General features: G+C 66.9%; 12 protein-coding genes. 7 read left to right on the top strand and 5 right to left on the bottom strand.

Going from position 1 to position 18,182, the window contains the following annotated elements; all coding sequences use genetic code 11:
• Nucleotides 1-125: 125 nt before the first annotated feature.
• The 4 genes from AC1DR1_RS17360 to AC1DR1_RS17345 all read left to right on the top strand — a co-directional run bounded on the left by AC1DR1_RS17360 (nucleotide 126) and on the right by AC1DR1_RS17345 (nucleotide 7,580).
• On the top strand, nucleotides 126-1,721 hold the full coding sequence (locus tag AC1DR1_RS17360; protein ID WP_229993249.1) for a cytochrome ubiquinol oxidase subunit I: 1,596 nt from the start codon (nucleotides 126-128) through the stop codon (nucleotides 1,719-1,721).
• A 62-nt stretch (nucleotides 1,722-1,783) separates the two neighbouring features.
• A complete protein-coding gene (gene cydB / locus AC1DR1_RS17355; protein ID WP_364744459.1) occupies nucleotides 1,784-2,833 on the top strand; it encodes a cytochrome d ubiquinol oxidase subunit II in 1,050 nt (349 codons plus the stop codon).
• A 7-nt stretch (nucleotides 2,834-2,840) separates the two neighbouring features.
• The gene (gene cydD, locus AC1DR1_RS17350) at nucleotides 2,841-6,509 is read left to right on the top strand and encodes a thiol reductant ABC exporter subunit CydD (protein WP_476992976.1); all 3,669 of its coding nucleotides are present in this window, start codon (nucleotides 2,841-2,843) and stop codon (nucleotides 6,507-6,509) included.
• Between the two features lie 21 nt (nucleotides 6,510-6,530).
• Nucleotides 6,531-7,580: a GNAT family N-acetyltransferase gene (locus tag AC1DR1_RS17345; protein WP_476992975.1), complete on the top strand. Its 1,050-nt coding sequence runs from the start codon at nucleotides 6,531-6,533 to the stop codon at nucleotides 7,578-7,580.
• A gap of 130 nt (nucleotides 7,581-7,710) precedes the next feature.
• Here the strand turns inward: AC1DR1_RS17345 and AC1DR1_RS17340 are convergent, their stop codons facing one another.
• On the bottom strand, nucleotides 7,711-8,229 hold the full coding sequence (locus AC1DR1_RS17340) for a DinB family protein (RefSeq protein ID WP_476992974.1): 519 nt from the start codon (nucleotides 8,227-8,229) through the stop codon (nucleotides 7,711-7,713).
• A 312-nt stretch (nucleotides 8,230-8,541) separates the two neighbouring features.
• On the opposite strand from AC1DR1_RS17340, the gene AC1DR1_RS17335 reads away from it, so the two are divergent.
• A complete protein-coding gene (locus AC1DR1_RS17335) occupies nucleotides 8,542-10,470 on the top strand; it encodes an HNH endonuclease signature motif containing protein (RefSeq protein ID WP_476992973.1) in 1,929 nt (642 codons plus the stop codon).
• A gap of 400 nt (nucleotides 10,471-10,870) precedes the next feature.
• Here the strand turns inward: AC1DR1_RS17335 and AC1DR1_RS17330 are convergent, their stop codons facing one another.
• On the bottom strand, nucleotides 10,871-11,566 hold the full coding sequence (locus AC1DR1_RS17330; protein ID WP_476992972.1) for an MAE_28990/MAE_18760 family HEPN-like nuclease: 696 nt from the start codon (nucleotides 11,564-11,566) through the stop codon (nucleotides 10,871-10,873).
• 2 nt (nucleotides 11,567-11,568) lie between these two features.
• Nucleotides 11,569-12,717 (bottom strand): DUF262 domain-containing protein, encoded by a 1,149-nt coding sequence (locus AC1DR1_RS17325; protein WP_476992971.1) that lies wholly within the window; start codon nucleotides 12,715-12,717, stop codon nucleotides 11,569-11,571.
• Between the two features lie 721 nt (nucleotides 12,718-13,438).
• On the opposite strand from AC1DR1_RS17325, the gene AC1DR1_RS17320 reads away from it, so the two are divergent.
• The gene (locus tag AC1DR1_RS17320) at nucleotides 13,439-14,218 is read left to right on the top strand and encodes a rolling circle replication-associated protein (protein ID WP_476992970.1); all 780 of its coding nucleotides are present in this window, start codon (nucleotides 13,439-13,441) and stop codon (nucleotides 14,216-14,218) included.
• A 164-nt stretch (nucleotides 14,219-14,382) separates the two neighbouring features.
• Here AC1DR1_RS17320 and AC1DR1_RS17315 read toward each other — a convergent pair whose 3' ends face one another.
• On the bottom strand, nucleotides 14,383-15,783 hold the full coding sequence (locus AC1DR1_RS17315) for a recombinase family protein (RefSeq protein ID WP_476992969.1): 1,401 nt from the start codon (nucleotides 15,781-15,783) through the stop codon (nucleotides 14,383-14,385).
• Nucleotides 15,784-15,799: 16 nt separating this feature from the next.
• Here AC1DR1_RS17315 and AC1DR1_RS17310 point away from each other — a divergent pair, with 16 nt between their 5' ends.
• Complete coding sequence (locus AC1DR1_RS17310) at nucleotides 15,800-15,979, top strand: hypothetical protein (protein ID WP_476992981.1); 180 nt, start codon at nucleotides 15,800-15,802, stop codon at nucleotides 15,977-15,979.
• Between the two features lie 422 nt (nucleotides 15,980-16,401).
• Here AC1DR1_RS17310 and AC1DR1_RS17305 read toward each other — a convergent pair whose 3' ends face one another.
• Nucleotides 16,402-18,156, bottom strand: coding sequence for a gamma-glutamyltransferase family protein (locus tag AC1DR1_RS17305; protein WP_476992980.1), 1,755 nt, complete (start codon nucleotides 18,154-18,156; stop codon nucleotides 16,402-16,404).
• Nucleotides 18,157-18,182 lie beyond the last annotated feature (26 nt).

Below are 18,182 nucleotides of genomic sequence, written 5' to 3'. Positions count from 1 at the left end.
GCAGGCCGTGACGCGCCGTGGGAGTCTGAGTTACGGGGAAGCGCCGTTGTGTTCTACACTCTGTAGAAGACTTACTTCTACGCCGCGTAGAAGTTGCTCGGACCTAGCCAAAAGTAGGGACTGCCTTGGACGCCTTGGAAATCGCACGCTGGCAATTCGGAATCACCACGGTCTACCACTTCATGATGGTGCCGCTCACGATCGGCCTCGGGCTGGTGGTGGCTGTGATCCAGACGCTCTGGTACCGCACCGGCAAGCCGGAATATCTGCGCATGACGAAGTTCTGGGGCAAGCTCTTCCTGATCAACTTCATCATGGGCGTCGCCACCGGAATCGTGCAGGAATTCCAGTTCGGCATGGCCTGGAGCGAGTACAGCCGCTTTGTCGGTGACGTGTTCGGCGCCCCGCTGGCCATGGAAGCGCTCCTGGCCTTCTTCGTCGAGTCAACGTTCCTGGGCCTGTGGATCTTCGGCTGGAAACAACTCAAACCCGGCGTCCACCTGGCCTGCCTCTGGGTTGCCGTGATTGGCTCCGTGTTCTCGGCCTACTTCATCATCGTGGCCAACAGCTGGATGCAGCACCCCGTCGGCGTCGAAATGGTCAACGGCCGGCCCGTCATGACCGACGCGTGGGCCGTCTTCACCAACAACACCGCCCTCGTGGCCGTGCCGCACACCCTGTTCGGCGCCCTCGCCGTCGCCGGAGGCTTCCTCCTCGGGATCGCCTGGTACCACCTGTGGCGCCGCCGCCACGACGGCATCGACACGATCGGGGCCGATGGCAAGGTGATTCCCGGCGAGGCCGCCGGCATCCTCGGTCGGGACCGCGCAGACCACACCGTCTGGATCCGCTCGCTGCGGATCGGCGCCGTCGTCGCCATGATTTCCTTCGCTGGCACCGCCGTCACCGGGGACCTCCAGGGCAAGCTCATGTTCGAGCAGCAGCCCATGAAGATGGCCGCCGCCGAGGCAGCCTGCCACGACGGCACCGGCTTCTCGGTCCTCAGCGTCGGCAACGTCGGCGCCAAGAACTGCGACGACATCGTGGCCGTGATCGAGGTCCCCGGCATCCTGTCCTTCCTGGCCAAGGGCGACTTCACCACGGAGGTCAAGGGCGTCAACAGCCTCCTGGATGAGTACCAGGCCAAGTACGGCACCACTTTGCCGGACAACCCCATCTACGGGGACCGCGCCGGCCAGCAAATCCAGTACGTGCCCGTCATGGAGGTCACCTACTGGGGCTTCCGGATGATGATCGGCTTCGGTGGCGTGGCCGCCCTCGCCGCCCTGGTGGCCCTGTGGGCCACGCGCAAGGGAACCGTGCCGGCCTCCCGCGGACTCATGCGCCTGGCGGTGTTCGGCATCCTCGCACCCTTCGGTGCCAACGCCGCGGGCTGGATCTTCACCGAGATGGGCCGCCAGCCGTTCGTCGTCGCCCCGAACCCGGACCCCAGCGGAATCGATCAGGTCTTCATGTTCACCGCCGCGGCCGTCTCACCGGGAGTCTCGGCCGGCGAGATCCTGACCTCCCTCGTGGTGCTGACCAGCATTTATGCAGTGCTACTGGTGGTGGAGGTCAAGCTCCTGGTCAAGTACATCCGCGGCGGCGTGGCCTCGGCCATGCCGGAACTCGCACATGCCCCCGTTGACGAAAACGAGGACGGCACCCCCCGGGGCGGTCCAGGCAAGCCCGACGACGACGTCCTGGCTTTCGCCTACTAGGCGCCCGCCCAGCAACCCACCTACCCAGCAACCCCACACAAAAAGCGCAGAGGATTCTCAGCATGGAACTGCTACCCACCATCTGGTTCGTCGCCATCGCGGTGCTGTGGACGGGCTATCTCTTTCTCGAGGGCTTCGACCTTGGCGTCGGGATGCTGATGAAGGTATTCGCCCGGAACAACACGGAGCGCCGCGTCCTGATCAACACGATCGGCCCGGTCTGGGACGGCAACGAGGTCTGGCTCCTGACCGCCGGCGGTGCCACCTTCGCGGCCTTCCCGCTGTGGTACGCCTCGCTGTTCTCCGCACTGTACCTGCCGCTGCTGCTGGTCCTCGTGGCGCTCATCTTCCGTGCAGTCGCTTTCGAATACCGCGGCAAAGTGGACAACCCCCGGTGGCGCGCCCGCTGGGACTGGGCCATCGCGGCAGGATCGTTCGTCGCTGCCTTCGGCGTCGGCGCCGCACTGGCCCTGACCACCACGGGACTGCCGCTGGATGCCAACGGTGACCGCGAGGGCGGCCCGTTCGCCTGGTTCAGCGGCTACGCCGTGCTCGGCGGGTTCGCCGTCGTCGGGTTCTCCCTCCTGCACGGGCTCGGGTTCCTGGCGCTGAAGACCGACGGCGAGGTCCGCCACCGGGCGCGGGCATGGTTCGTCCGGTTGCTGCCCGTGCTGCTGCTGCCTATCGCCGGCTGGGCCGTGAGCCTCCAACTTCTCAGCGGCGAGGCCTGGACCATCGCTGCCGTCGTCGCCGCCGTGGTCGCGGCAGTCCTGGCGTGGAATTTTGCCCGGAAGGATGCCGAAGGCCGTGCCTTCTTGTCGCTGGGGGCATTCCTCCTGCTTGGCAGCGCATCCATCTTCGGTGCCGCCTTCCCCGTGGTGCTCCCGTCCACCCTGGATCCCGCGTTCAACCTGACAGTCTCCAACGCCTCGTCCTCGGACTACACCCTGGGCCTGATGAGCATTGTGGCCTGCATCGGGCTGCCGCTGGTCCTGGCGTACCAGGCCTGGACGTACTGGGTGTTCCGGCGCCGGGTCAGCGCGGCGCACATCCCCGAGGCCCACAGCTTCCTTCCCGCGATCGCCGCCAAAGCCCTGGCACCGAAGGACTAACTCGCTGATGAGACCGTTCCCCGCCGGCCCTGCGACCCGTTCCGCCCTCTACCTGCTGGGACTGCTGGCCGCCCTGAAGGCGCTGTCCCTTGTGCTGATGGCCCAGGCCGTGGCATCGATGCTCGCCGGGCTCGCGGCGCATGACCCCGCCTGGGCCGACCAGCTGGTTCTGGGGGCCGCCGGAGCCGTGCTGCGCTCACTGACCGTGTGGGCGCAGTCGGTGGCCTCGCGCCGGGCGGCACTCGGGGTAAAGGAGGAGCTGCGCTCTCAGCTGCTGGAGCAGGCGCTCAGGAACGGAACGCGGGCGTCCGGGCCCGCCGACGGCGGCCTCGCCGTGCTGGCCACCCGTGGGCTGGATGCCCTGGATAACTACTACACCCAGTTCCTGCCCGCGTTGGTCAACTGCGCGGCCATCCCGCTGCTGCTGGGGGCCCGCATCCTGTTCGCCGACTGGATCAGCGCCGTGGTGATCGTGCTGACGGTGCCGCTGGTGCCGCTGTTCATGGTGCTGATCGGGCGGTACACAGAGGAACGCGTCAGGGAAGCCCAGTCCGCACTGGCGCGGCTCTCCGGCCACATGCTCGAACTCGCCAAAGGCCTGCCCGTCCTGGTGGGCCTGGGCCGGGCCGCCGCCCAGCGCCAGGCACTGGAGGACATGTCCGAGGAATACCGCTCCCGGACCATGGGGACTTTGCGCACGGCCTTTCTTTCCGCCCTGGCCCTTGAGCTCATATCAACCATTTCCGTGGCGGTGGTCGCTGTGTTCATCGGCGTCCGCCTGGTTCACGGCGACATGGCGCTGGAGGCAGGGCTGCTTGCCCTCATCCTGGCCCCCGACTGCTACCTGCCGCTCCGGGAGCTTGGCACCGCACACCACGCCAGCGACGAAGGCCGGGCAGCGCTCGCCGAAACCACTGCGGTCCTTTCAGTGCCGGAAACCGCGCCACTGGTTCCGGCGCCCGACGCCGGATTTGCCGCTGGACCGCCCGCCATCACCGTGGACGGGCTGAGCGTTCGGTTCGGCGGCCGCAGGGATGCCGCCGTCGGTCCGCTGAGCTTCACCGCCCCTGCCGGCCGGATTACGGCACTCGACGGGGCCAGCGGTGCGGGCAAGAGCACCGTGCTCGGAGTCCTCGCGGGGACCGTCGGGACGGGCTCGGGGACCGTCGTATCGGGACGCCTCGGAGGATTCACGACGGCGGATCTCGCCTGGGTGCCCCAGCACCCCGTCATGGTGGCCTCCACGGTGCTGGACGAGATCCGCCTGTATCTCGGTGTTCCCGCCAACGGACCCGACGCCGCCGCGGCCAGCGCTGCCACCGGCGGTTCGGCCAGCGCGGAAAACGATGCGGCAGCGCAGCGGTGCCTCGCGGCCGTGGGCGCGGAACACCTGGCCGCCAAGCACCCGGCCGAGCTGAGCCCGGGGGAGCTGCGGCGGGTGGCGCTGGCCCGCGGGCTGGCAAGGATCGAGGCCGGCGCCAGCGTACTGCTCCTGGATGAACCCACCGCCCATCTGGACCGGGAATCGGCCACAAAGGTCAATCGGACCCTCGCCGGGCTCCGGGGACAGGTCACTGTGCTGCTCGTCGCGCACGACCGGCAGACCCGGGAGCTTGCCGACATGCTCGTCGCGGTGGCTCCGCACGGCTCCGGGCGCCACGGAGTCGAATATCCGTCCATCGCCACGCCTTTGCCGGCATCAATCGATGCGGACGTCCAGGCCGCTGACGTCCAGGCCGCGGCCATCCGGCCGCCTTCCGCCGCGGCTGCCGCGACGCCGAGTCCGAGCCGGGGCGCAACGCCGAGCGCAACGCCTGGCGGCCCTGAAGCTGGCGCCGCGCCTGCCGTGGCCGTCGGCTCTGCCGGCTCATTCGGCTCGGTCGGCCCGGCCGGCTCAGTCACCTCCCAGTTGCGTCGCCTGCTGGCCCCGGTAACGGGCCGGTTTRCCGCCGCCGGAGCCGTAGGCACTCTGGCGGCCTTGTTCGCGGTCGCCCTCGCCGGGCTCTCCGGCTGGCTCATCATCCGCGCCAGCGAGCAGCCCCCCATCCTGTACCTGCTCACCGCGATCGTCGGCGTGCGGTTCTTCGGCGTCGGCCGGGCGGGCCTGCGGTACGCCGAACGGCTGCTGCTGCATGACGCCGTGTTCGCCGCCCTGACCCGGCTCCGGGGCCGGCTGTGGGAGTCGCTGAGCCGGCGGGCACTGTCCCTGCGCCGGTTGCTGCAGGGTGGCAACGTCCTGGGCACGGTGGTGGACGACGTCGACACTGTCCGCGAGCTCCTGCCGCGCGTCGTGCTGCCGCCCGTGACTGCCATGGCTGTTGCCGTGGCCGCAGTGTGCGGGATCGGGTTGCTGCTTCCCGCGGCGCTGCCCGCCGTGGTTGTGGCAGCGCTGCTGAGCATCGTCGTTGCCCCGGCACTGGCGTTGGCCGCCGACCGCATGTCTGCCGGCACCGAACAAAAACTCCGCTCCGGCGTGCTCCGTCACGTGGCAGCCGCCCTGGACGCCCGCGCAGAACTGAATGCGAACGGCGTGAGCGCCCCCGTGCTTGGTGCGATAGGCCGGGCGGACCGGGCCGCGACGGCTGCTTCACAGCGGTCGGCGTGGGCGGAAGGGCTCGGCCAGGCCCTGACCGTCCTGGCCTGCGCCGGAGCCGCCCTGGCCAGTGCCGTGCTGGCCGCCCCGCTCGCTCTGAGCGGCGCGGTCGAAGCGGAGACGGTCGCCGTCGTGGTCCTGGTGCAGCTTGCCCTGGTGGACCCCTACGCGGCCATCACCACGGCCGTGCGGCAATACCCGGCGCTGCGCGCCGTAATGCGGCGGATCAGCGAGGCAGGTGTCCTGGAGCCGGGGGCCAATGGTGAACCGGAGGGCGACGACGCCGCAACGGGCGGCCTGGTGCACGTGCCTTCGCGACCCGGCGGCGGGCCCGGGATCGAACTTGTGGACCTCGCAGCCGCGTGGCCTGGCAGCGGCAACGTCTTTACCGGACTCACTGCCGAGGCCGGCCCAGGGCGCTGGCTGGCCGTCACCGGCGCCTCCGGCTCCGGCAAATCGACCCTGCTGGCAGCGATCCTGGGTTTCCTGCCGGCGGCCGGCGGCCACCTGTACCTGAGCGGGCGCGCCGCCTGGTGCCCGCAGGAGGCGCACCTTTTCGACTCGACCATCCGGGGCAACCTTCAACTCGCGCGGCCTGAGCCCGCTCGCGCCGGCACGGACAGCGCCACGGGTGCGGCCGGGGATGCCGCGCGAGCCGGGGATGCCGCGGCGGGCGGAACGTCCGCGGCCGCCGGAGGCGACGAGCAGATGCGCGCTGCCCTCGACGCCGTCGGACTTGGTCCGGTGCTGGCCCGGCTTGAGGACGGACTGGACACCCGGATCGGCCCGGGCGGGGCGTTCCTCAGCGGCGGGGAGCGTACCCGTCTGGCCGTTGCGCGCACGCTCATGACCGGGGCCGATATCATCTTGCTCGATGAACCGACCGCACACCTCGATGCGGAATCAGGCAGGCTCATGCTCGCCGAATTGCGGAACGGGCTGCGCGACCGGACCGTTGTCCTTGTCACCCACAACCCGAACGATATCGACCCCGCTGACACCAGACTCGACCTCGACGCCGCGGCTGCCGCGGCGGCCGCGGGCGACGGTCCGGTGCCGGCGGCTGTGCTGGCGCGGGGGTAGCCGGCCGATTAGCCTGTTGCCATGAACCAAAACGGCGAGCTCCTGCCCCGGCCCGCACTCGATCCCCGGCTGTCCTGGCGGGCGGCGGAGCACGGCGACCTCGACTCGTGGGCCAGGCTGATCGCCCGGACCGCCGCCGTCGAGCAGCCCGTCTGGTTTGAACGCCGGGCGGATCTGGAACAGATCCTGGAGTCGAAGAACAACCCGGTGGCGGCAAACACCCTCCTCGGCTTCGATCCGGACGGTGTTGCCCGGGCATATGGCCGGATCACCAAGAACCGCGACGGTGACAAGGCGAACGGCTCCGGCTGCGTTGACCCTGAGTGGCAGGGGAGCGGGATCGGCACCGGACTGCTGGGCTGGATGGAACAGCGGACCAGGGACCGCTTCGCCGAGGACGCGCGCGCGGCGGGGACTGCCGACGAGGACGGGGACGCACGGTCCGCGGTCCCGCGCCCGAGGCTGCGGCTCTACATGGAGCAGCAGCACCAACACCAGGCCGCCTTGTTCGCCGGTTCCGGCTACGGCATTGTCCGCTATTACAACGAGATGCACCGGCCGCTGACCCAGACTGTGCCTGAGGCCATCCTGGACCCGGCACTGGAGCTCGTGACGTTTGGACCGGCGCTGCATGAGCCGGTGCGGCTGGCGCACAACGCGGCATTTCGGGACCACTGGGGCAGCGAGCCCCGCGACGAGGAGGCCTGGGGCTTTGTGGTGAACGATCCGCAGGCCCGGCCGGACTTGAGTGGCGTCGTACTGGACCGTTCCACCGGGATTGTGGCCGGCTACCAGCTGGCCACCCACGACGCCGAGGCCGCCCTGACCCGGGGGTTCCGCGAGGGATACACCGAGTTCCTCGGAGTCCGGCGGGAATTCCGGGGCCGGGGCATCGCGCAGGTGCTCCTGGCCGATGCCATGCGCCGCTTCGCCGCCGCGGGGATGGACGTGGCTTCGCTGGACGTCGATTCGGAGAACCCCACCGGAGCCCTCGCGCTCTACGTCAAGATGGGCTATGTGGCGGTCAACCGAAGCATGGCTTGGGACAAGGATCTCCAGCCGGCGCCTTAGGGAATGCTTTAGGGGACAGCTTTATCTGGGGACCGCAGACTTGCCGTGTGAGTGCCGGCCGTCTGGGTGCCAGCCGTCTGGGTGCCAGCCGCCGGCGTGCTGGCCGTGTTTCGCGCTAGCCGTCCACACGCTAGCCATCCACATCGTGGAGGTGATGGACGACGTCGTGCAGGAAGTACTGCGCGAAAGTCAGGACACTGAACACCGAGCCGTTGCTCCGGGTCCCTTTGCGCCCCCAATCCTCCTCCGGGACCCGCGCGAAGGACGCAGCAATCTGCTCGCCCTCGGCGGTCAATTCAACACCGACTTCAGCTGGGTCGGCGTTGGCGTAGTCCTTCTCGATTGCCGTTTTGTCCTGGTCCCAGTCATCGAACCGGGCATCGTCCTCGGTCAGCATGAGGGACAGACGGTGATCGAAAAGCGCGAAGACGTCCCGGACGTGGCATCCGTACTCGAGGACGGACCACGTGGCCTCATTGGGGCGTTCCGCCGCGTCCGGCCGTCGAAGGGCCGCCCGCCAGCGTGGGAGCATGCTGCTGACCATCCCCGGGGCCGTGGCAGGGGTCGCAGCGGAGGCATCGAAACCGCACTCGGGGCAGGGCCGTGACAGGACCCAGGTCCAGTCCTTGGAATCGGGAATGATAGGCATTCCAGCAGTGTAGGTGCATTTGTTCCGCCGGGCATGCCGACTCGGTGCAACAGCCGGTGGGGGCCGCGACCCGCAAGGTCATGCCCACCTGGCCGCCGCGTTCACTGCAGAGTTGTCGCGGAGGATCTTCCTGACGACAAACCGGCCATGGCGATGTCGCCTTTGTTGCCAGAGTGCACACTCGGGGTCCTGCCTAAAAATGTCACACCCCTTTGGCAGACTCTGGTTATGGAAGCCGTCAGGGATTTCATTGCTTGCCAGGAAGAGGGGCAGGACACGGACCGGGGCCCAGCCCCGGTCCAGCAACCCAGTGTGGACGGGATTGACGGCTTGGACGGCGCGCTGACCGCGTTGCAGGCGTTGACTGCGACGGCGGAACAGGACGCGGGGTCGTGGGGATTCCGAGCCGCGTCGGACTTCGCCGGACGGGTGGAGGAGTTCTCGCGCACGGTGGAGTTTCTGCAGCTGGTGGCGGCTTCGGCTGTGGACCGGACCCGGAAGCAGTCCGCGGCCGATGCCGGGGCCGCGGGGGCTGTCACCTCGTGGACCACGGGCTGGCGGGAGAGCCCGGCCGGCTGGGAGACCGGCGGATCCGGAGCCGCGGCGCCTGCCGGCACCGCCGCGGCAGGCGCGTCCGCAGGCGGCGCGTCCGGGGCGGCGTCCCTGACGGCTGCCGTATCCGGATCGGCGGCCGTGACGGCGGCGCCTCCTGCCTCTGCGACGGCGGCCGCGGCTGACGTGGCTGACGGGTCAGCCGCGCCGGCGTCGGTCCTGGATGACGGGTACCGGAACACCATGGAGTTCCTGCGGGCCCGGCTGCGGATCGGCGCCGCGGAGGCCCGGCGGAGGCTCTCCCTCGCCGAGGCTCTGCTGCCCGGGCAGGGACTCGCCGGCCGGCCGGTGCCGCCCCTGCACCGGGAGCTCGGGGCCGCGGTCGCGGCCGGYGARGTCGCGTCCCGGGCCGCGAGCGTCATCACCGCCGCGCTCGAGCGGGTCCGGCCCCTGTGCGAGGCGGACGCCGCGGCCCGGATGGAACACGCCCTGACCCGCACGGCCGCCGAGAACGACGCCGACTTCCTCGTCCGCGTCACCCGCAGCTGGGCCGACGCGCTGGACCAGGACGGCGCCGAGCCCTCCGAGGAACTGCTGCGCCAGCTCCAGGGCGCCTTCATCCGCCGCCGGCGCCACGGCCTGCACCACCTCGAGATCTTCGCGACCACCGAACAGTTCGAACACCTCCTGACCGTCATGAACACCGCCACCAACCCCCGCACCGGCAACACCGGAACCTCCCCGGCCACGGACACCGCCGAGAGGTCCGCCGCCGGCGACGGCTGGACTGCCGGCACGGCCTCCGGTGACGCTGCCGCCCGCGGCGGCTGGACCGCCGGCGCGGCCTCCGGTGACGCTGCCGCCCGCGGCGGCTGGACCGGCGSCACTGCCTCCGGTGACGCTTCGGGCGGCGGCGGCTGGACCGGCGCCACTGCCTCCGGTGACGCTTCGGGCGGCGGCGGCTGGACCGCCGGCGCGGCCTCCGGTGAGGCTTCGGTCGGTGCTGCTGCCGCCGGGGCATCGGCCTGCGTATCCCGTGCCGACTACGACCCGTCCGGTGCRGGCGCTTYTACTCCCGACGTTTCGAMCGGTGCAGGCGCTTCGGCCGCCGCGACCAGCCCGGAGCACCAGCCCGGCCCCGGCGATGAGCCCGCCGCGGATGMGGACCCCGCGCTGCCGGCCCTGGACCTCCGCTCCCGGGCCCAGAGGCTGCTCGACGGACTGGTCGGCGCGTGCAAGGTCGCCCTCGCCGCCGGAACGCTGCCCGCCGCCGGCGGGCTCCGSCCCCAGGTCATGGYGACCATCGACTACCGGGACCTGCTCACCCGGCTGCAGAACACCCCYGGCGCCACAGCAAACACCGGACAGCCCGGGACGGCGAACGGGACAGGCAACGGGACGGGYACCGGGGYGCTGCTGTTCACCGGGCCCGTCACCGCCTCCACGATCCGGAAGATYGCCTGCGACGCGGACATCATCCCGGTCGTCCTCGGCGGCGAGGGCCGGGTCCTGGACATCGGCCGCGCCTCCCGGGTCTTCCCGCCGCACMTCCGCAAAGCCATCACGGCCCGGGACCGGGGCTGCGCCTTTCCMGGCTGCACCATCCCCGCACCCTGGTGCGAGGCCCACCACATCACCTACTGGTCCCGCGGCGGGACCACCGGGACGGACAACGGGACAAGTTGCTAATATGACCCCTCCGAGGCGACTCTTCGCGGCTGCACGGTGCCAGGTCAGGCACGAGCACCGTTGACTGCGGGGTGCGGTTGTTGGATGCTTCACTGCATGGTCATAGGTGATGAAGAGCCAGCTTGGCTAACGCGGATGCGTGAGGCTTCGAAGCAGCGCCCGCGTACACAGTTTCGGAAGATTGCATGGTCGGATCTGCAGAAGCTCCTGAGGGAACGAGACATCCTTTGGCACGAGGCGTCGCCGAAATCACGAGGCTTGATCGATGCCGTCAGGGACGCTGAATCTGAAGACATACGACCGGCGTGACCGATTGGTCGGCATGATTCCACCAACGGCACAACTTGTGAACCTACCCCTCCCGGGGAGTCGGTAGACGTGTGGGATGGAGAGTGCGGAGTCAGCGCCGCACGTTTTCCGCTAGAAGTGTCGCCCTCGCTTCGAGCCGTCGCGCAAAGGCCTCTAGCTGGCGAATGTAACGGTCAACGTCCTCGCTGGTCGGAATCCGCGTGACGTCGCCATGAGCGATATCATTCCTGCACTCCACGACGGTTCTTAGCATCAGCCGGATATTGACGGGGGCGGGAGCACCCTGATCGGCCAACTCGACGTCAATATCGCCGTCGCAAACTGGCGTAGAAGCGCCCATGAGTGTGTACAGCGTGTCGATGATCTGGCTGCCGGGATTGGTGACCACGCGCCGCAGAATTTCAGACTTAAGTAGTCGAGGAGGTGGCTTTGCATCTGCGACCCAGAGGCAGTTGTACTCAGCAATTTTCCCGAAGAGCACTACTCGCTGATTGGTATTGTTGGTGGCAAGGATCTCTTCCATACGCGGTATGGAGTGCAGTTCCTTTACCCCAACGGGGATGGCGCGCGAGGTGACGTCCCCAGTCGCGATTGCGTCTATGAACTCTTCTGCCGTTGTCTTCAGGAAGCTCTCAAAATGACTCACTAGGAGAACCGTGGCCGCCCGGCATATTGCGTTGCTGCGGGCGTCACCGAGGACGTCTTCGTGTTTGGCTTCGCCTGTGCACAATGAGAGTAAGGTTCTTACCTCTGCTATCCCAGAGGAGAAATCGTTGAACGCTGTCATTCTCAGGCGCCCGTGGCGCTACCGGTGGTGGCATCTAGACCAAGACCTTCAGGTAGATCAACGGTCACACCCATCGAGCGGATGCCGTCAGCGACTCTACCCACTCGGTAAAGCATTCGTTGCTTGTCGGCTGTTGCCCGCCCGATTGCAGTTGTGAACTTCTCTTCCTGGGGAAGCCCTTCGATGAGTTTCTTAAACTCGTCGGCGTGTTGCCGTAGCGCCTTCTGATCGGCTCGCGCGACTGGAACCATGACTGCATCAAACATTGCTTTGTTCAAGACGTTTTTGGAACCCAAAACCCTGAATGGCGCGGAGCCGAGAACTTCGAATACAGTTTCGCAAGACTCTCTGAACAATTCCACTAATTGCGGGTCTGCGGGCGTCTGACGATTCTTGCGCATGTGAGTGTTGAGGAATTGCCGCAACGGCGGCTTGTAACCTTCGAGATCGGCCATGAGTGCGAAGAATCGTAGTAGCAGCTCCTCAAGTTCCATCCGCTTGTTGCTTGAAGTTCCGAGCAAGCCAGTGAAGTACTCCTCTCCCGCGATTTTCTTGAGCGAGTCATTGAAAGCGCCCCGATACACCGAATTCCGAAGCTCCTGTGCTGTCAGCATCGCGGCTCCGGTGTTAAGCCGTTCGAAAACATCGAATTTGATATCCGGGTGGCTGTCCTCAGTTATCACGATGCAGCGAATAGTTCGGTTCTCGAGTCGCCGACGATCGCGGGGGGCAAGGTCTTCGTGCTTCTTACCGTCCAGCTCCTTGAGAACGGGCAAACCAGTAAGGGCAAACTCCCCCCGCAGAAAGTCTGCGATAGTTGTTAGTCGCTGCAAACCGTCAATGACTTCGTAGACGCCTGCCTCGTCCTCCGCAAAGTAGCAGACTGGGATCGGGACGTTCAGCAAGAGCGACTCAATCAGCCGACTTGCTTTGCCACGGTCCCAAATGTACTGGCGCTGGTACTCAATATTGAGGCTTATTCTTCCTTGATCAATGTCGTCCACAATTCCTTTGACCCCGAGGTCATAGGGCTGTGTGACTAACCGTCGCTCACCTGACGAGAGATCGAGCGCCTCGGATTGTTCGCTCGAGGGTTCGCTACCTGGCGAATATTCGTCCGCCTCGTCAACTTCGAGCCAATTGTCTGTCATGTTTTTCCATTCGCTGTGATTCCATATCGCTGTCTGACCCCTAGGCTACTTGAGACGGCAGGGTAGGCCGCGCGAAGCGCGGCCCTTCACTTGAAATAGCAACATAACTCGGGGACTAGATCAGGCACATATCGCCGTCTACATCGGTGATCGCTGCAATCCCCTTTTTCCGCGCTGACTTGGCGCAACGCTTGCATCCGGTCAGAGCGAACCAGGTCCGTGAGGGCCACGAAGTCTCCACTCCGCAAAAGGTGAGGTGCGGGTCATCCAGCAGGGCCAGGTGAGGCTGGTTGCCGCCCAAGGTATCGACGACCAGAATGTCAGGGCCATGCTCGCCTGAGGTGCGGTGACTCGTATTCATGCAGCTCAGATTACTGGCTTCAACGTGGCAAGTGACGCAGCGCCCGCAGGACGCTCCGCGTCCGAGGACGAACGGTTACGCGGCAGTTAATGACAGCCATGTAATTCGTATGGCAGGATGGGCGCATTGCAGTACCCGGCAGAACCAACTCAGGGCCGGAATAATTAATTTGCAGGGTGGCCGTCCTGAGGGCCGAGCGACGTGGTAGGCCCGCGTTCCAGATAATGCTCACGGTTAAAACAGAGAGGGCCCATCCGGAGCGAGACCGGATGCTGAAGCCCCTGTCTTAGCCCGGTTCTTTCTTTCGACTTTGCGGTGGACTTCAGCGATTCCTTGTCGGTTTCGTTCTCTTGGGGTCCCATGTCCACTTCTGCTGTCAGCACTTCACTTGGCCGGCTTATCGCTCCGGACGCCGGCTGGTTCTTCTCTCTCTACCCGGATGCCGGCGAGGGCGGAGGCGGGTTCCGCTCGTCGTATAAGCCCAACCGCGCGTTCGTCGCCAAAGGCTCAGCCGCCAATCCGGAACGTGCTGCTGCCGAAGCCGGTAGGCGCGCGGGGTCAAAGCTGCGCCGCTACTGCGCTGCCAACCGTCTCAACCGTCTCGGGACGCTGACGTATGCCGGTACCGGCTGCCATGACCCACAGGAATTACGCTCACACCTGGGCGCATTTTTTCGGGATCTCCGCTCGGGCCTTGGCGGCTCTCCACTTCCTTACGCCTGGGTTCCGGAGTGGCACAAGACCGATCACGGGCTGCACGCCCATTTCGCCGTTGGACGGTACATTCACCGTGGACTGATCAAAGAGGCCTGGGGCCGCGGGCACGTCCATATCAAGCTGCTCGGCGACTTGCCGGTCGGCTCGGGGGCTTTGTCTGAGGCACGCAAGGCTGCCGGGTATCTGTCGAAGTACGTGTCGAAGACCTTCACGGAACCGGGGTCGCGGGTTTTCGGGCTTCACCGTTATGACGTCGCTCAAGGATTCCAGCCGGTCAAGCTCGCTCTCAGCGGCCACTCCCCGGCTGATGTTCTGGCTCAGGCATCCGAGTATCTGAACGGGCCTCCGGTGACTGAGTGGTCATCGGCCTCTGTCGAGGACTGGGCCGGTGCTCCTGCGATCTGGGCGCAGTGGGGTGCATGATGCTCGATCAGAGAGTGCTTGCTGCGTGGGTGGAGGCCAGTTGCGCAGCCCAGGGCGTTCCGGTCCGTGTGACCGATCCCGGTGTTCTCGCCCGGGTTGGCGTGCTCATGGGTGCCGCGCCCGGAACGGACGGACGCGGTAGCGGCCGGAGTACCGCCGCGGCGTCATAGCTGCCAAACGGGCTGTATCCGTGCCGGGTCCAGCGATCGCGCCCCCGGTGTCCCCGGCAGAATGGTCACGTAGTCGAGGACGGCCTTGATGATCGCGGCCTGCCGGTCGAGGTTCAGCGTCTCCCATGTGTCCTTCAACTGGCCACCAGTACCAATCAACCCGTCTAAGGCTGTGGAGTTCGATGCCTGCGCAAGCTGCCGCTCGGTCACCTTGATTCTGGCCTCGATGGGGCCGCGGGCCGCTTTCCACTCCGCGGATGAGATTTCCTTGGCCGCCCATAGCTCGGACAGTTCCGTCATCTGGCTCCGGTCCGTCTCCAACGCTCCCAGCAAACTGCTTTGCCGCTCGTCCGCTGCCCGGCGCCCGGCCAACGCATCCGACATCTCGGCAGTGTCGAGGCGCATCAGTACCGCAGCGGACAGAAACTCTTCCAGCGGCGGGGCCACGATCGTGATACCTCCGCAGCCTCCGTGGTCCGGGCCTGACAGGCAGACGTATCGGCGGGTGTCGACGCGGACGGCGGAAAACAGCTTGTTTCCGCATTTGCCACAGCGCAACAGGCCGGACAGCACGTATCGGCGCGGTGCGCGGGTGTTCGTCCGTTTCTTGGTTTCGAAGTGGCCAAGAATCTGCTGCCGCTGCTCCGGGCTGATGATCCCTGGCCATTGAGCGTCCGCGACGACGACTCCTTTGTGTTCCCGCAGCCCCGCGATGCGCGCGGACTTGAGCATCACGTTCAGTGTCATCGTCTGCCATGTGCCGCCAGCCGTGGTAGGCACTCCTTCGTTATTGAGCCAGACGCAGATTGAACGTGAGGATTCCCCGGCAAGGAACCGGGCCACGGCCTGACGCAGAATCTCAGCCTCGGCTTCGTTCACCGTCATGCGGTCCTGTTCGTATCCGAACGGGCGGTGATGGCCGCCGTTGGGTAGTCCCTGCTCCGCCAGTTGTCGCGCCTTCCGTTGGAGACGCTGGGACTTCCTCCCGGACTCCTTGGAGGCGATGGCAGCCAGGATACGGGCCATAAAGAGTCCGTCATCGTTACCGAGGTCAATGTCAGCCGTCACCGACTTCACCTGGGTCACCCCGGCCTGCTCACACAATCGGGTGAACTGCTCTAACTCCATCGGCTGCCGGGTCAGCCGGTCCATATTGTAAACAATCACCGCGTCCCGGTACCCTTCCGCAAGATCGGAAAGCATCCGCTGGTACTGGGGTCTGGGCTTCCCCTTGTAGGCGCTGACGTCGTTGTCGACGTACTCGTCTCCGACGGACCAGCCGTGGTCGGCGGCAAGCTTGCGGCAGTCCTCCAACTGGCGCGTCACGCCTAAAGCCTCCCCTGACTGGTCCGAGGAAATGCGGGCGTAGATCGCGGCCGAACGAGGTGGCTTCATGGGGTCAGACTAACAAATGGTCAGCAACGGGGTCCTGCTTTGCTCCCATCACCATCACGTGATCCACAAGGAACACTGGACCATCCGGCTCAAAACCGGGATTCCCTGGTTCATCCCGCCACCCCACCTCGACCCGCGCCAGCAACCCAGTCGGAACCACTACTTCCGTCCAGACGACCTCGTGACGGCCGCATGACCACGGCCCAGGCGACCCCGCCGGGCCGTGCGGTTCCCACGTTCAAGCCAAAGTCTTGGCCGCGCGGGGGCAACGCCGCCGGGCTGCGTGATGCGGGATGGAACAGGGATTAGTGATGACCTCAAAAATTGGCTCGACGGTGACTCTGATATTTCTCTGACGGAGCGCCCTCGCCCTGGTGTGGAGATTGTCACCGTAGTCGTTGCTGGCCTTGTGGGGGGACGGGCATCCCTTTGCGAGCGGCCTCACCGAACATCACTCCAATGGCATTGGCTGGTCTAAGCCCGACCACAAAGTGGACCAACTTTGAGAAAGTTGAGAAAGAAGCGCACTCCTATCGCTCCGCTTCATGGACCGGCTCCACTTCCGGCTAAGAAGCGAGAATTGCTCAGCTCCTCCGCTGAGCGCAGCTACCGCTACCGCTACCGGCCCGCAGCATAGCCCTGCGCACCCCGCGGATTCGCCGCGGCCTGCAGGACCCCGGTCTCGGGATCCCGCACGACGGCGGACAGCCGCCCCAGCGCCCAGTCACCAGCCCGGGTGACAACATGTCCGCGGCGCTCAAGGCATTCGATGACGTCCTCCCCGAGCCGGTCCTCGACGACGGCGCCGCCGGGCTCCCAGGTGCGCGGCCAGAAGGACCCGGGCATCGAGGTCGTGTGGAACGTCGGCGCGTCGATGGCCTGCTGCGGCGAGTACCCGCCCACGATGGTCCGGAGCAGGTACGGCAACTGCCACTGGTCCTGCTGGTCGCCGCCGGGCGAACCCAGCGCGGCCACGGCGTGGCCGTCCCGCAGCACGAGAGTCGGCGTCAAAGTGGTGCGCGGGCGTTTGCCGGGTGTCAGCGTGGAAGGCGTCCCGGGCTCCAGCCAGGTCATCTGCAGCCGCGTGCCCAGGCAGAAGCCCAGCTCCGGGATCGCGGGCGAGGACTGCAGCCAGCCGCCCGACGGTGTGGCCGAAACCATGTTGCCCCACCTATCCACGACGTCGATATGACAGGTATCGCCCCGGGTCTCCCCCGCGGGTGTCACGGTGGGCTCGCCGACGCCGAGTCCGGCCGCGAAGGCATTGCCCGCGAGCGCCGGCGGCGTGTAATCGGTGCGCAGCGGTGGGATGTACGGCTCCCGGCCCGGCACGGTGCCGGGCCGGAACTCGTGGGAGGCCCGGTCCGTGATCAAGGCCCGGCGGCCGGCGCAGTATTCCTCCGACAATAGGTAGTCCAGCGGCACGTCCGTGTCGCCGTAGTACGCCTCCCGGTCCGCGAGCGCGAGCTTCTGCGCCTCCAGGATGGTGTGCGCCCCCAGCTCGGTGGACGGATCAAGGCATCTGTCTTCGAACCCGGACAGGATGGCCAGGGTCTGCAGCAGCGCCGGTCCTTGACCCCAGGGCCCGGTCTTGGCGATCGTGTGGCCCCGGAACTCCACGGTGGCGGCCGACTCATACCCGGCCTCGAACCCCGCCAGGTCGTCCAGGGCGAGCACCCCGCGGTGGTCCGTGCCCGAGGAATGCCGGTGCGGGGACTGAACCGAATCCACCATGGCGCGGGCCACGAAGCCCTCCCGCCACTCGCGCCGGGCCGCATCAATTCCTGCCTCGCGGGTAGGCGCTTTAACTCCGGCCTTCACGAGCCGTTCCAGTGTGCGGGCATAGGCCGGGTTCCACACCAGCTCACTTTCGGCAGGGATCCTTCCGCCGGGCATCCACAGCTCAGCCGACGTGGGCCAGTGCGTCTCGAACAGCGCGGCCACGGCGGCGATGGTGGTTCCAACCCGGCCGAGCATCGGGTGGCCGTCCCGCGCGTAGCCGATCGCGAAATCCAGCACCGCGTCCAGCTCCCACGTTCCGTGGTCACGCAGCAGCAGGAGCCAGGCGTCGACGGCGGCAGGCACCGCGGCGGCCAAGGCACCTGAGCCCGGAACGAGGTCCAGGCCTTCGGCCACGTAATGCTCCACGGTGGCCCCGGCCGGCGCCGGCCCCTGCCCCATTAGGACTATCGGCTGATCCGGCCGGTCCGCGGTGACAAAGATCCCGGTCATGTCCCCGCCGGGCCCGTTGAGATGCGGCTCCGCCACATGGAGCACGAAGGCTCCCGCCACCGCGGCGTCGAAGGCGTTGCCGCCGCGCTCAAGCACCGCCTGGGCAGCCGCCGTCGAGAGCCAGTGCGTGGACGCGCTCATCCCGAAGGTGCCTTGCAGTGTGGGGC

This window comes from Arthrobacter sp. P4_F10 (genome assembly GCF_056401435.1).
This window is presented reverse-complemented; position numbering and strand designations above follow the sequence as displayed.

What these genes read in the sequence shown, in the direction of transcription:
- AC1DR1_RS17305 (WP_476992980.1), bottom strand. Translation starts at nt 18,156, where the DNA reads ATGAGCGCGTCCACGCACTGGCTCTCGACGGCGGCTGCCCAGGCGGTG.
- AC1DR1_RS17310 (WP_476992981.1), top strand. Translation starts at nt 15,800, where the DNA reads ATGGTCAGCAACGGGGTCCTGCTTTGCTCCCATCACCATCACGTGATC.
- AC1DR1_RS17315 (WP_476992969.1), bottom strand. Translation starts at nt 15,783, where the DNA reads ATGAAGCCACCTCGTTCGGCCGCGATCTACGCCCGCATTTCCTCGGAC.
- AC1DR1_RS17330 (WP_476992972.1), bottom strand. Translation starts at nt 11,566, where the DNA reads ATGACAGCGTTCAACGATTTCTCCTCTGGGATAGCAGAGGTAAGAACC.
- AC1DR1_RS17340 (WP_476992974.1), bottom strand. Translation starts at nt 8,229, where the DNA reads ATGCCTATCATTCCCGATTCCAAGGACTGGACCTGGGTCCTGTCACGG.
- AC1DR1_RS17320 (WP_476992970.1), top strand. Translation starts at nt 13,439, where the DNA reads ATGTCCACTTCTGCTGTCAGCACTTCACTTGGCCGGCTTATCGCTCCG.
- AC1DR1_RS17325 (WP_476992971.1), bottom strand. Translation starts at nt 12,717, where the DNA reads ATGACAGACAATTGGCTCGAAGTTGACGAGGCGGACGAATATTCGCCA.
- AC1DR1_RS17345 (WP_476992975.1), top strand. Translation starts at nt 6,531, where the DNA reads ATGAACCAAAACGGCGAGCTCCTGCCCCGGCCCGCACTCGATCCCCGG.
- cydB (WP_364744459.1), top strand. Translation starts at nt 1,784, where the DNA reads ATGGAACTGCTACCCACCATCTGGTTCGTCGCCATCGCGGTGCTGTGG.